The 13,970-nt window shown below is 63.5% G+C and carries 12 protein-coding genes and 1 tRNA gene; 10 read left to right on the top strand and 3 right to left on the bottom strand.

Features of this window, described 5'->3' with window-relative positions; genetic code table 11:
* Positions 1 to 96 precede the first annotated feature (96 nt).
* From eno to art_RS18560, 10 genes are all read left to right on the top strand, one after another.
* A complete protein-coding gene (gene eno, locus art_RS18515) occupies positions 97 to 1,377 on the top strand; it encodes a phosphopyruvate hydratase (RefSeq protein ID WP_038467294.1) in 1,281 nt (426 codons plus the stop codon).
* Positions 1,378 to 1,489: 112 nt separating this feature from the next.
* The gene (locus art_RS21300) at positions 1,490 to 2,353 is read left to right on the top strand and encodes a septum formation initiator family protein (RefSeq protein ID WP_052136759.1); all 864 of its coding nucleotides are present in this window, start codon (positions 1,490 to 1,492) and stop codon (positions 2,351 to 2,353) included.
* A gap of 78 nt (positions 2,354 to 2,431) precedes the next feature.
* Positions 2,432 to 3,049, top strand: coding sequence for a DUF501 domain-containing protein (locus art_RS18525; RefSeq protein ID WP_253901407.1), 618 nt, complete (start codon positions 2,432 to 2,434; stop codon positions 3,047 to 3,049).
* Positions 3,050 to 3,054: 5 nt separating this feature from the next.
* A complete protein-coding gene (locus art_RS18530) occupies positions 3,055 to 4,008 on the top strand; it encodes a Ppx/GppA phosphatase family protein (RefSeq protein ID WP_038467296.1) in 954 nt (317 codons plus the stop codon).
* A gap of 28 nt (positions 4,009 to 4,036) precedes the next feature.
* Positions 4,037 to 5,581, top strand: coding sequence for a S8 family serine peptidase (locus tag art_RS18535; RefSeq protein ID WP_082000595.1), 1,545 nt, complete (start codon positions 4,037 to 4,039; stop codon positions 5,579 to 5,581).
* A gap of 155 nt (positions 5,582 to 5,736) precedes the next feature.
* Entirely contained in the window at positions 5,737 to 7,185 is a 1,449-nt protein-coding gene (locus tag art_RS18540; RefSeq protein ID WP_038467298.1) for an NAD(P)/FAD-dependent oxidoreductase, read from the top strand.
* 283 nt (positions 7,186 to 7,468) lie between these two features.
* Entirely contained in the window at positions 7,469 to 7,969 is a 501-nt protein-coding gene (locus tag art_RS18545; RefSeq protein WP_038467300.1) for a GNAT family N-acetyltransferase, read from the top strand.
* Between the two features lie 67 nt (positions 7,970 to 8,036).
* Positions 8,037 to 8,112: transfer RNA gene (locus tag art_RS18550), tRNA-Leu, on the top strand.
* Between the two features lie 242 nt (positions 8,113 to 8,354).
* Entirely contained in the window at positions 8,355 to 9,200 is an 846-nt protein-coding gene (locus art_RS18555; protein WP_038467302.1) for a Bax inhibitor-1/YccA family protein, read from the top strand.
* A 93-nt stretch (positions 9,201 to 9,293) separates the two neighbouring features.
* Positions 9,294 to 10,481, top strand: a complete 1,188-nt coding sequence (locus tag art_RS18560; protein ID WP_038467304.1) for a TerC family protein — start codon at positions 9,294 to 9,296, stop codon at positions 10,479 to 10,481.
* Between the two features lie 257 nt (positions 10,482 to 10,738).
* Here the strand turns inward: art_RS18560 and galK are convergent, their stop codons facing one another.
* The 3 genes from galK to art_RS18575 are packed head-to-tail and all read right to left on the bottom strand — an operon-like array spanning position 10,739 to position 13,844.
* Positions 10,739 to 11,899 (bottom strand): galactokinase, encoded by a 1,161-nt coding sequence (gene galK / locus art_RS18565; protein ID WP_038467306.1) that lies wholly within the window; start codon positions 11,897 to 11,899, stop codon positions 10,739 to 10,741.
* Positions 11,896 to 13,014 carry a galactose-1-phosphate uridylyltransferase gene (gene galT / locus art_RS18570; protein ID WP_038467308.1) on the bottom strand — a complete coding sequence of 373 codons (1,119 nt, stop codon included), beginning with the start codon at positions 13,012 to 13,014 and terminating at the stop codon, positions 11,896 to 11,898. The genes galK and galT overlap by 4 nt, the downstream gene beginning before the upstream one ends.
* Entirely contained in the window at positions 13,011 to 13,844 is an 834-nt protein-coding gene (locus art_RS18575; RefSeq protein WP_052136761.1) for a DeoR/GlpR family DNA-binding transcription regulator, read from the bottom strand. The genes galT and art_RS18575 overlap by 4 nt, the downstream gene beginning before the upstream one ends.
* Positions 13,845 to 13,970: the final 126 nt, after the last annotated feature.

Genomic DNA, 13,970 nt, shown 5'->3' on the forward strand with positions numbered 1-13,970 from the left:
AGCGTAGTAATGAGTGCCCCGTCACGCCGTCGGATAGGATTGGGGCGACAGCGTGGTCGACATTTACACTACAAAGCTGACTATTAGGAGCAATACATGGCACTTATTGAAGCCATTCATGCACGCGAAATCTTGGATTCCCGTGGAAACCCGACCGTTGAGGTTGAAGTTCTCCTGACCGATGGCGCCATGGGCCGCGCAGGCGTTCCCTCCGGCGCATCCACCGGTGCCTTCGAGGCAGTGGAGCTCCGTGACGGCGACAAGAACCGTTACCAGGGCAAGGGTGTTTTGCAGGCAGTCGAGGCTGTTCTGGAAGTTATCGCACCTGAACTTGAAGGCGTCGATGCAACCGACCAGCGCCTGATCGATGCCATGATGTTGGAACTGGACGGCACCCCCAACAAGGCCAAGCTGGGCGCCAACGCCATCCTGGGCGTTTCCCTGGCCGTGGCCAGCGCCGCCGCAGAATCTGCCGGCCTGCCGCTGTACCGTTACCTGGGCGGACCCAACGCGCACGTTCTGCCCGTGCCGCTGATGAACATCCTCAACGGCGGCTCACACGCCGACTCCGACGTTGACATCCAGGAATTCATGGTTGTCCCGCACGGTGCTGCGACCTTCTCCGAAGGCCTGCGCTGGGGCGTCGAGGTTTACCACAACCTCAAGTCCGTCCTGCAGGAAAAGGGCCTCTCCACCGGCCTCGGCGACGAAGGCGGCTTCGCACCGAACCTGCCCTCCAACCGTGCAGCTCTTGACCTGATCCTGGTCGCCATTGAGCGCGCAGGATTCGTAGCAGGCAAGGACATCGCCCTGGCCCTGGACGTTGCCTCCTCCGAGTTCTTCAAGGACGGCACCTACCAGTTCGAAGGCAAGTCACTGACTGCCGCCGAGATGAGCGCCTACTACGCCGAACTCGTTGCCGACTACCCGTTGGTCTCCATCGAGGACCCCCTGGATGAAGATGACTGGGAAGGCTGGAAGACCCTGACCGACGCCATCGGCGACAAGGTGCAGATCGTGGGCGATGACCTCTTCGTCACCAACCCCGAGCGCCTGGCCCGCGGTGTCGAAACCCAGACCGCCAACTCACTGCTGGTCAAGGTCAACCAGATCGGCACCCTGACCGAGACCCTGGACGCCGTGTCCATGGCCCAGCGCGCCGGTTTCACCACCATCACCTCGCACCGCTCCGGCGAAACCGAGGACACCACCATTGCTGACATCTGCGTTGCCACCAACGCAGGCCAGATCAAGACCGGTGCCCCGGCCCGCTCCGAGCGTGTTGCCAAGTACAACCAGCTGCTGCGCATCGAAGAAGAGCTCGACGACGCCGCACGCTACGCAGGCCGCAGCGCCTTCCCGCGTTTCAAGGGCTAAATAGCAGCAAAGGCCGCGGCAGCTGGCTAAGGTTAATCACAGACCTTGGCGGCTTGCCGCGGCTTTGCCGTTTCTACGGGTCTCTTTTTTGCAGCAGGATCTTAGGAGTAGCATGGCCACGCGACGGCCCTCAGTGCCCAAGGCGCGATTCAGCGCAGGAATCGGCAGCGCCGCGGGCAAAGCGGGCGATGAACCAGTTGTCCCAAGCACGACGCCGGAACCTGGCTCCGGCGGTACACCCGCCACAGCTGGGGCCAAGGCAGGCGGATCCTCCGGGGAAAAGCGTGTCCGCAAACCGGCCTCCGGGCCCAATGGCCGCAGCCACCAGGAAGGCGTCGTCCAAGCCGCCGGGAACAGTCCGGTGCCGGCACGCTCATTTTCCGGCCGGTTGTTGGTGCTTGGCCTGACACTGGGTGTTTTTACTCTCCTCCTGGCACCCAATGTGCACACCTTCCTGCAGCAACGTGCGGAAATTTCGCAGTTGCAGGCGGACATCGCCATCCAGGAAACCCAGCAAGGCCTTCACGAGACTGAGCTGGCCCGCTGGGACGACCCGGCCTACATCAAGAAACAGGCTCGCGACAGGGTCAGTATGCTCATGCCGGGCGAGACCGGCTATTGGGTTTACGGTGCCGTCGGTGTTGACGGCCTGGAAAACTCGGTGGAAGAGGCGCAAGCCGCCGCGAGCCTGGCCACAAGCGCCAAGAATGCCACGGAAATTTCAGAGTCGCATTGGGTGGACAACCTCTGGGACGCCGTGCAAAAATCAGCCCAGGTCCAAGCCCCGGCAGTGACGCCTGTGCCGCCTGCCGCCGAGCCGGCACCCGGGGCGGCACCCGGGGCGGAGACACCGGAGGCACCAGCAGAACCTGGAGCGGAACCCGGAGCGGAACCCGGAGCGGAACCGGCGCCGGCCCCCGAAGCTGTGCCGGACCCGGACGCAGAACCAGCCCCGGAACCAGCCCCGGCGCCCTAGGCTGGCCGCCCCGCCACGCGATCCACGCTAAAATGACTGGTTGAACAACCAATAAAAATGTTTCATGAAAGGCCTTCCGTGCCCGTAACGCCAAGCTCCACCTCAGACGGGCGCGTCCCCACCCAGCTCGACCTGGACACACTCAGCCGCCAGCTCAACCGCCCGGTGCGCGACGTCGTCGAAATTCCGGCACGCTGCATCTGTGGCAATCCGCTCGTGGCCGCCACGGCACCCCGGCTCAGCAACGGCATCCCCTTTCCCACCACGTATTACCTGACGCACCCCATTCTCACCGCAGCAGCCTCGCGCCTGGAAGCCGCCGGAATGATGAACGAGATGACCGAACGTCTCGGCACCGACAGCGAGCTCGCGGCCGCCTACCAAAAAGCACATGAGAGCTACATCCACGCCCGTGAGGCCATTGGCGAGCGTGCCGGCACAGGCCCCGTTCCGGAAATCGCCGGAATTTCTGCCGGCGGCATGCCCACACGCGTCAAGTGCCTGCATGTACTCATCGGCCATGCCCTGGCCGCAGGCCCCGGCGTCAACCCGCTCGGCGACGAAGCGCTGGCCGCCGTTGCGCCATGGTGGACCGCCGAAACCTGCCATTGCGAGGGCGCCTGGGACAACGGGGCCCCCGTGCCCAACAAGGATCTCAGCCGCCACGTCAAGCACCTGAACCAGCAGGAGAACTAAGCCATATGCGCGTTGCAGCCATCGACTGTGGAACCAATTCCATCCGCCTCCTCATTGCCGACGTTTCCACCACAGACGACGGCGGGACCCACCTTGTGGACGTGCACCGCCTCATGCGTGTCGTCCGGTTGGGTGAAGGCGTTGATGTGAGCGGAGTCCTGGGCGAGGCTGCACTGGAACGCACCTTTGCCGCTGTTGACGAATACGCGCAACTGATCCAGGCCTCCGACGTCGAACGGGTGCGGTTTGTTGCCACCAGCGCGACCCGTGACGCCCGCAACCGGGACGTCTTTGTAGCCGGCATCCAGTCGCGGCTCGGCATTGGGCCGGAAGTTGTCAGCGGCGACGAGGAGGCGGCACTCTCGTTTGCCGGTGCCGTCAGTGTTTTGCCCTTGCACGAAGACCATAAGGTCCTGGTCGTTGACCTGGGTGGCGGCAGCACGGAATTTGTCATGGGCACCGCTTCCGGGGTCAGCGGCGCACTGAGCACCAACATGGGCTGCGTCCGATTTACCGAGCGTTACCTGCAAAGTGACCCGCCCACGGAGGACCAAATCAGCGCCGCAGAAGTCGCCATCGGGGCGAAACTGGACGAAGTCCTGGCCGTCCTGCCGCTGGGCGAGGTCGAGCGCATCGTGGGCGTGGCAGGGTCCATCACCACCATCACAGCCCACGCCCTCGGGTTGGCGAGCTATCAGAGCGAGGTGATTCATGCCGCCGTCGTACCTCTGGAAAAGATTGACGCTGCGGCCACATCATTGCTTCGCATGACGCGCGCCAAACGGGCCGAACTTGGCTTCATGCACCCCGGGCGCGTCGACGTCATTGGTGCGGGTGCGCTGATCTGGCGGACCGTCCTGCGGCGGCTGGTGCAACTGGGCGGCGGACGGCTGGAATCGGCAACCACCAGTGAACACGATATTCTTGATGGAATTGCCCTGGGTGCTGCACATCGCTGACCCGACCCTCTCACCGAATCGAGCCTTAATGGAGTTTGCCCCACGGTTGCGATCCATCGCCGCCGCGTTCCTGACCCTTGCCCTCACAGCGTCGGTCGTGCTGGTCGGGGCATCGGCAGCATCGGCCGATGACATCAGGAACCGGCAGTACTGGCTGGACCAGTCGGGGATTGAAAAAGCGTGGGAAACTTCCCAGGGTGAAGGCGTCAAAATTGCCATCATCGACAGCGGCATCGACAAGTCGCACCCGGACCTGAAGGGCGCGGTGGTGGGCGGAAGCGACATCTCCGGCGCCGGTGCTCCCGGGGGCACCAAGGGGATCGGAGCCGAACCAGAGCACGGCACCCTGGTGGCAACCATGCTGGCCGGCCGCGGCCACAAAACCGCCACCGCCAAGCCTTCCGCAAGCGCGTCGGCGAAGGCCAGCGCCACCCCGACCGAGTCGGAGAAACCGGGCATCGGGGCGGGCCCGGATGGGGTCATCGGTGTGGCACCCAAGGCCGAACTGCTCAGCGTTTCGGTGTGGTTGGGCAGCGAGAACCCAGCAGGGAAAAACATTGACGACCAGATTCCCGCCGCCGTGAAGTGGGCCGTGGACAACGGCGCCAAGGTCATCAACATGTCCCTGGGCAGCACCTCCACCGCGTGGCCGCAGAGCTGGGACGACGCCTTTGCCTACGCCGAAGCCAAGGACGTTGTTATCGTTGCTGCTGCCGGCAACCGGAAGTCAGGCAGCGAACAAGTTGGCGCCCCCGCCACCATCCCGGGCGTTTTGGCCGTGGGCGGACTGGACCGCGACGGTTCGGCCAGTGTTGATTCATCGTCCCAGGGGATCAGCATCGGCGTCAGCGCACCGGCCGAGGACCTGGCCGGGGGACTGCCCGGCGGCGGCTACGCCCAATGGAGCGGCACCAGCGGCGCGGCCCCCATCGTTTCCGGCGTTGCGGCCTTGATCCGCTCCAAATACCCGGATATGAGCGCAGCCCAGGTCATCAACAGGATCATCTCCACCGCGAAACCGGCAGGCGACGGTGTTCCCAATGCCATATACGGCTACGGAATTCTTGATGCAGATGCTGCAGTCAATGCCGACGTGCCGGTGGTTGATGCCAACCCGCTGGGCAGCATCGCCGAATGGATCAGGGTCCACCGCCGCGGCGAAGAGTCGCCACCGCCAGAAGACGGCGAGGCCGGCGCCGTTGTGCCTCAGCCCGCGCCCTCCTTGATTGACCGCGCAGCTCCCAGCCCCATCCCGTCCGATCAGGGTTCAAATGCCCTGCCGCAGACGCTCGTGCTCAGCTCCTTGGGATTACTTGGGCTGATTGCTGCCGGCGGAACGACACACCTCTTGGTGGCGCGGCGCAAGATCGCCGGTGCCAGCGAGGCCGACGGCAGTTCCGACATCTCCGACAGTGCTGACGGCCCTGGTGCCAGTAGCGGGTCTGACGGGGCGGGCGGTTCCGCTGCCACCGACGAGGCGCACACCGACGGACCTGCCAAGGAAACGCTGCCCGCTGCCGCTGGTCCGGGCAGGCGCGAGCACCGCGCAACGAAGCCCGGCCACAAGCACTAGTTCGGCGCCAGGCGTGCCCCGGGCCAGCGCGTCCCTGGCGAGCCCGCGCGGCACCTGCTGTTCCCAAACTATGGTGGCGCGCGCTTCGAAAAGTTGCGTTACGCCGTCGTGTAATCGGCTAGTGAATGTTTTCACAAACGATGTAGTATGGAGTTATGGCAATCACTCCCACCTTTTCAGCACGACCGCGCGTCCTTGTAGTTGGCGGCGGTTACGTCGGCCTGTACACGGCCTTTAACCTGCAGAAGAAGATCGCAAAGTCCGGTGGCATCGTCACCCTTGTTGATCCCCTGCCCTACATGACTTACCAGCCGTTCCTGCCCGAGGTTGCAGGCGGCAACATCGAAGCACGCCACGCTGTTGTTTCGCACCGCAAGCACCTGAAGCAGACCGAGCTCATCCAGGGTTCCGTCACGGCAATTGACCACGAGAACCGCAAGGCCGTTGTGGCCCCGGCCGACGGCGGCGAGCCATTCGAGCTGACCTACCACGACGTCGTCGTGGCCGCAGGTGCCATCACGCGCACCTTCCCGATCAAGGGCCTGGCCGAATCAGGCATCGGCCTGAAGACCATTGAAGAAGCCGTTGCGCTGCGCAACCAGGTTCTTTCTCTCATCGAGCAGGCCTCCACCGAGACCGACCCCGCGGTGCGCAAGCGCGCCTTGACTTTCGTCGTCGTCGGCGGCGGTTTTGCCGGCATCGAGACCATTGCCGAGCTCGAGGACATGGCCCGCGCAGCCGTCAAGCTCAACAACCGCGTCGAGCAGTCCGAACTGCGCTTCGTACTGGTAGAAGCCATGGGCCGCATCATGCCCGAGGTCACCGAGAAGCAGGCCGTCTGGGTTGTCGAGCACCTTCGCAGCCGCGGCGTTGAAGTCCTGCTGAACACCTCGCTGGACAACGCCGAGGAGAGCAACCTCAAGCTCATCAACCTGCCGGACAAGTCCGTAGCCCAGGAATTTGATGCAGACACCCTGATCTGGACCGCCGGCGTCATGGCCAACCCCATGGTCCGCTCCACCGACTTCCCGATCGAACCCCGCGGCCGCGTCTCGGTCAACGTGAACCTGCAGGTCAACGGCGAATTCGGCGTCATCCCGAACGCCTGGGCTGCCGGCGACGTTGCGGCTGTCCCGGATGTCACCGGCGGCCTGCCGGACGGCACCTGCGTCCCCAACGCCCAGCACGCACTTCGCCAGGCCAAGCGCCTCGCCAAGAACCTGTGGGCCAGCCGTTTCAACAAGCCGTTGAAGGGCTACAAGCACAAGAACCTTGGTGCTGTTGCCGGATTCGGTGAGTGGCAGGGTGTTGCCAAGATCATGGGCATCCAGCTCAAGGGCCCCCTGGCGTGGCTGGCACACCGCGGCTACCACGGCCTGGCCATGCCCACCGTGGAGCGCAAGTTCCGCGTCATCATGGACTGGTTCGTCACCATGCTGGCCGGCCGCGACCTGGCCCAGCTGGAGAACCTGCAGGCACCGCGCACCACGTTCGTTGCCGCTGCCACCCCGAAGTCGAAGCCTGCTGCTGCAGCCCCGGCGCCCGCCGCGGAAGCCAAGACTGAAGAAAAGAATGGCGCCAAGGAAGACGCTGCTGCGAAGTAGCTTTCTTTCCTGACCCAAGCGCGACGGCGGCCCTCCCCCCTTTGGGGAGGGCCGCCGTCGTACGTTGTTCCCCCGGCCCGCCGGCCCGCCGAGATGTGAGATCACGCCCGCTCCCGTCCGCCGAGATGTGAGATCACGCCCGCTCCCGTCCGCCGAGATGTGAGATCACGCCCGCTCCCGTCCGCCGAGATGTGAGATCACGCCCGCTCCGACAGGGCGTCATCTCACATCTCGCGGGGATCGGGACCGGTTCCGAGAGGGCGAAGGCGACTAAACTGGACCCATGATCATTCGTCGTGAGCGTGCCGAGGACCGCCCCGAAATATTGGCGGCCGTGGAGGCAGCCTTTCCGGAACCTGTTGAGGCGAAACTGTTACGGGAACTCTTCGCCTCGAGGGAATACCTGCCGCAACTTTCCCTGGTGGCGGAAGGGGACAGGGACGAGATCCTTGGGCATGTCATCACCACGCGCGGTTGGATTGGCGAGACGCCGTCCCTTGGTCTCGGGCCGATTGCCGTCTTGCCGGCATATCAGAACCAGGGCGTTGGGTCCGCCTTGATGAAAGCGAGCATCGCCGCCGCAAATACCATGGGGGAGTCAATACTGGTTCTACTGGGCAGCACCGACTATTACCCGCGGTTCGGGTTTGTACCGGCCGATTCCTTGGGCATCATCTCCCCGGATCCTTCGTGGGGATCGCACTTCATGGCGTTGGCGCTTGACGCGTATGCGCCTGGAACTCACGGTCGCTTCAAGTACTCGGAGCCTTTCAACGCACTCTGAGCCCGGTTTCTTCACAAGCCGCAGCATCCAGTAGTGTTTACATGAGCCGAAGTTGATCCACGGCCACGCCCCCGTATTCCAATGGCAGAGAAAATCGACTTAAAATCGACACAGTGTGGGTTCGAGTCCCACCGGGGGTACCAAAATCGTGATTACGGCGGCCCGGATGTCCTTATCGGGTACATATCGCAATAACTACCCCGCAATTCCAGCCAGCCGCGTCCAGCGGATCGGGCCGTTTCCGGGAGTGAAGCGAACATTGAGTGAACGTTTGCTGGGAAATAGCTGACAATGTTGACTTCTGGGAACATTTCGGCTGTTGCGGTCGTCGTACTTGGTAGAGTTACATAACCGAATTACCCCCTATTTTGGAGGAAGCAGCATCATGGCACTTGGTGGAAACCCGGTATTTGCCAACAACAAGAATTTCAAGGACACGCCTGCGAACCAGCGTGGCTATGTCAATGCTGGCGCCGACACCATGTCCGCACAGGCCCAGTTCTCGGCCAAGCAACTGCAGGACCTGTACAACAAGCCGGCAGCCGGCGCGTCACAGACAGGGCGCATGACGTACGACGACGTCATCATGAAGACCGTCTTCACCTTGGCGCTGGTGCTGGTTGGTGCCGCCCTGGGCTGGATGTTCCCCGTTCTGATGTGGCCGGGCGTGATCATTGGCTTGGTGCTGGGCCTGGTGAACTCCTTCAAGAAGGAGCCCTCGCCCGCACTGATCCTTGGTTATGCACTCTTTGAGGGCATGTTCCTTGGCGGGCTGTCCGGTTTACTCGAGGGCATGTACCCGGGCATTGTGATCCAGGCAGTCCTGGGCACGCTGAGCGTCTTCCTTGTCACCTTGGTGTTGTTCCGCAACGCCAAGGTCCGGGCCACCCCCAAGATGACCCGCTTCTTCATGATCGCCCTCGGCGGTTATGCGCTGTTCTCGCTGATCAACTTTGGCATGATGATGTTCGGCGCTACGAGCAACCCGTGGGGCATGCGCGGCATGGAAATCCCGGGCACCAGCATCCCGTTTGGCTTCGTCATTGGCCTGCTGGCCATCGGCCTGGCCGCGTTCTCGCTCATTGTGGACTTCACCTCGATCGAACAGGGCGTGCAGCGAGGCCTGCCCACGAAGTACTCCTGGACTGCAGCCTTTGGACTGACGGTGACCCTGGTGTGGCTGTATGTGGAGATCCTGCGCCTGCTCGCGATTTTGCGCGGCAACGATTAAATAAGCTACGGCACAACGCCCGGCCCCGTTTGGGACCGGGCGTTGTTCATATTTACCGCACCAAACCTTGTTCGCACCTAACGAAAGCAGCTCATGAACGTCTCCCCTCTGATTTGGGGCATTACCATTGTGGTCATTTTGGGCCTCCTGGCCTTTGATTACTTCTTCCACATCCGGAAGGCGCACATCCCCACGCTGAAGGAAGCAGCAATTTGGTCCTCCATCTATGTGGGCCTGGCTCTCGTCTTCGGCATCGTGGTCTGGGTCTTGGGCGGTGCCACGATGGGCGGGGAGTACTTCGCCGGCTACATCACCGAGAAGGCCCTGAGCGTTGACAACCTCTTCGTCTTCCTTGTCATCATGGCCAGCTTCAAGGTGCCCCGCGAGGACCAGCAGAAGGTGCTGCTCTTCGGCATCGTCTTTGCACTGATCGCCCGCACCGCGTTCATTTTCGCCGGCGCCGCACTGATCAACACCTGGTCCTGGATGTTCTACATCTTCGGCATCATCCTGCTCATCACCGCAGGGAACCTGCTCAAGGAAGAAGACAGCGAGGGCGACGACGCGGACAACTTCATCATCAAGCTCGCCAAGAAGCTGTTCAACACCTCAGAGCACTACGACGGCGACAAGCTTGTCACAAAGATCGACGGCAAGAAGGTCCTCACCCCGATGTTGCTGGTCATGGTCGCCATTGGCGGCACCGACCTGCTGTTCGCGCTGGACTCCATCCCGGCCATCTTTGGCCTGACCCAGAACGTATACATCGTGTTCACGGCAACCGCGTTCTCCCTGATGGGCCTGCGCCAGCTGTACTTCCTGTTGGACGGCCTCCTTGACCGCTTGATCTACCTGGCCTACGGCCTGGCCGCCATCCTGGCCTTCATCGGCGTCAAGCTGGTCCTGCATGCCCTGCATGAGAACAACCTGCCGTTCGTCAATGGTGGCGAGCCCGTCCCGGTCTTCGAGATCAGCACCTCACTTTCGTTGATCGTGATCATCGGAGTTTTGACGCTGACCATCGTCGCCTCCCTTGTCAGCAAATCGGGCAAGGCCCAGACGGTGCTGAACAACGCCCGCCGCCATGCCCAGAACTACCTTGACCTGGACTACACGGCAGACAAGGGCGAGCGTGAGCGCGTCTACGGCATGCTCATGGTTGAGGAAAAGACCATCTCGGCCATGGAACCGAAGTACCGCGACAAGCACAAGGATTCCGAAGAGATCCTGGCGCAGATCACAGCAGCCCGCCAGGCCCACTCGGACCACCTGGGCGCGTAGCCACAGCACCACGAAAGGGTCCCCCTACGCTCGACCATTGCTGGTCGAGCGTAGGGGGACCCTTTCGTGGTGCATCAACAATTTTGCGAAGGCGGGATCCACGTGGCCTTCCGGTCCCTCCACCGGTGATGGAGGGCGTCATCGCACATCTCGGCAGGGGTGGGAGGGCGCGATCGCACATCTCGGCAGGGGTGGGAGGGCGCGATCGCACATCTCGGCAGGGGCGGGAGGGCGCGATCGCACATCTCGGCGGAAGGTTAGGAGATCCTGCGGGCTCCCGGGGCGGGGGAGACGGCGAAGATGTCCGGTGCCGTGAATCCTGCCGCGGCGAAGGCCTGCTCGACGGCGGCACCCACCGCAGCCGCATCGGCCACCGGGATGAGCGCAATGGCCGATCCGCCAAAGCCGCCGCCCGTCATGCGGGCACCCAGGGCGCCCTGCGCCAACGCGGTGTCGACGGCGAGATCCAGCTCGGGGCAGGAAATCTCAAAGTCGTCGCGCATGGAGGCATGGCTTGCGGTGAGGAGTTCGCCAATGGCGACGGGTCCGGCGTCGTCCAACACAGCCACAGTGTCAAGGACGCGCTGGTTCTCGGTCACGATGTGGCGCACGCGGCGGAACGTCTCCTCATCGAGCAGACCGGCAGCCTCGTGAAGGTCGGCCGCGGCAAGGTCGCGCAGCGCCGCAACGCCCAACACTTGGGCTCCCAGCTCGCATGAGGCGCGGCGGGCGGCATAACCGCCGGTGGCGTGCGCGTGCGTGACCTTCGTGTCGACGACGAGGATCAGCAGCCCGGCGGCCGCCAGATCCAGCGGCACCAGTGTGGACTTCTGCGTGCGGCAGTCCAGGAACACGGCGTGGCCGTCGGTGGACAGCAGGGAGGCCGACTGGTCAAGGATGCCCGTGGGGGCGCCAACCACCTCGTTCTCCGCGCGCTGGCCCACCAGGACCAGCTCGTTCAGGCTTAGCCCGGCTGACTCCAACTCGTTGAAGGCAGTGGCCACGGCACACTCGATGGCGGCGGAGGAAGATAAGCCCGCACCGGTGGGGACCGTTGAATGCAGGTACAGGTCAAAGCCACCGATGGTGACGCCCATCTGGCGCATGACCCACACAACGCCCAGCGGATAGGCCGTCCAGCCGTTCATGGTGTCGTGGGACAGGGTGTCCACATCGACGGTGACAACGCCCTGGTTGCCGTAGCTGGAGACCAGCCGAGCCGTGGAGTCATCGCGCAGGCGGATGGCCACCGCTGCGGCGCGGTCGATGGCGAACGGCAGCACAAAGCCCTCGTTGTAGTCGGTGTGCTCACCGATGAGGTTTACCCGCCCGGGTGCCGCCCAGACGCCGTCGGGCGCTGCACCAAAGGTGCTTTCAAAGTCGGCAGCCACCTGGGCTGCATCGATGGAGGCGCTCACGCCAGACCTGCTTTCGGAGTAGAGGGCGTGCCGCGCAGCATGGCCGCGGTCTGCTCGGGGGTGGTGTCGTTGATGAAGGCGCCCATGGCGGCCTCGGAACCGGCCAGGAACTTCAGTTTGTCGGCTGCCCTGCGTGGTGAGGTGAGCTCCAGATGGAAGCGGCCGGCCGGGCGCAGGAAGGGATCCAGCGGGGCCTGATGCCAAGCGGCAATGTATGGCGTGGGCGTGTCATAGATGTTGTCCACGGCGCGCAGAAGGTCCAGGTACATCACAGCCAGCTCATCACGCTCCTCATCGTTCAGCGCGGCAAAGTCCGGCACGTGGCGGTGCGGTGTGAGATGAATTTCCAGCGGCATGTGTGCTGCGAAAGGGACATACGCACTGAAGTGCTTGCCCTGGGCGACCATGCGCTCACCGGATGCCGACTCATTCGCGACGATGTCGCCCAATAGCGTTGCTTCGCCGTTGTGCTGGTCGTAGAACTTGCGGGCCGCACTCGCCATGACCTGGCTGCGCGGGGGCACATAGGAGTACGCGTAAATCTGTCCGTGCGGGTGGTGCAGGGTGACGCCGATGTCCTGGCCGCGGTTCTCAAAGGGGAACACCTGCTTGACGCCGGGCAGGGCGCTGAGCGCCTCGGTGCGGTGCGCCCAGGCGTCGATGACGGTGCGTGCACGTTCGGTGGACAGCCCGCCGAAGGAGCCCATGTGCTCGGGGGTGAAGGCAACCACTTCGCAGCGGCCAAACGCGCGGCCCTTGGTGCCCCACACCGGTGACTCCGGAATGGCACCCACGGCGGGGCCCAAAGACGGGAAACGGTTTTCAAAAACTGCCACATCGTAGTCCGCTGCGGGGATTTCGGAGCGGTTGTTCCCTGTGGTGGGGCACAGCGGGCACTGGTCTGCCGGCGGCAGGTAGGTACGGGTCTGTCGGTGCGCGGCAATGGCCACCCAGTCGCCCGTCAGCGCATCGAAGCGCAGCTCGCCGGTATGCTCCTCCGAACGGGTATCCAGGGGACGGGTGTCCACGGTGGAATGGGCCTTGGCCGTCCCGCCGTCGTCAAAATAAATAAGTTCGCGGCCATCGGCCAGGCGTGTTGAGGTTGCGCGTGTCATGAGGTCTTCCTGATGGGGGCGGCCGTTGCCGCGGGGGTGGTTGCGGTGGGCGCAGCGATGAAGTGGGGGATGCGGGAGGTGAAAAGTTCGCTCGTGGCGGCATTGACCGACGCGTCGGTGATGATGGTGTCCACCGCGTCCAGCGAGGCGATGGACGCCAACGAGCGAACATGGAACTTGGTGCTGTCGGCAAGGACAATCAGGCGTGAGCTGGCCTCGATGAACGCCGCATTGGTCTCCGCCTCAAGCAGGTTCGGACTGCTCAGGCCTCGCTCGGCGTCGATCCCGTGAACACCCATGAAGCACACATCGGTGTTCAGGTGGTTCAGGACCATGCGCGCCACCGGGCCGACAAGTGCCTCCGAGGGTGTGCGCTCACCACCGGTGACGATGACCTTCAACCCGCTGTCGCCCTGCTGGCGGTACAGCAGCTCGGCAGCCTTCAGCGAGTTGGTGACCACCGTCAGGTGGTGCAGGCGGTCCAGGTCCGTGGCCAGCAGGGCGGCTAGCTGGTATGTGGTGGTGCCGCCCGTGAGCGCAAGGGTCATGCCGGGATGGATCAGTGTGAGCGCGTGGGCGGCGATGGCCGCCTTGCCCTCAAGCTGTTTGTCGGCATTGAGCAGGAAGCCCGGTTCAAGGGCGCTGAGCCGGGCGAGCCGCATGGCGCCGCCATGGATCTTGTGCAGCAAGCCGTTGTTGTCCAGGGCTTCAATGTCCCTGCGCACGGTCATCTCACTGACGTTGAGGACTATGGCGATCTCTGCCACGCGCACCGCCTCATGAAGCTGCAGTTCCTTGAGAATGCGTGCCTGACGTTCCGGTGCCAGCATGCACGGACTCCTAACCCTTGGACCAATGAAAAATTAACAGATTCAAACAAAATCTTACTTTTCTGTTCGGGGCTTTGCAAGCAATCCACCGAAACACCCGCCACGTGCGCCTTTGTTAAGCGGTAC

It is taken from the genome of Arthrobacter sp. PAMC 25486 (genome assembly GCF_000785535.1).
GTDB lineage: Bacteria > Actinomycetota > Actinomycetes > Actinomycetales > Micrococcaceae > Specibacter.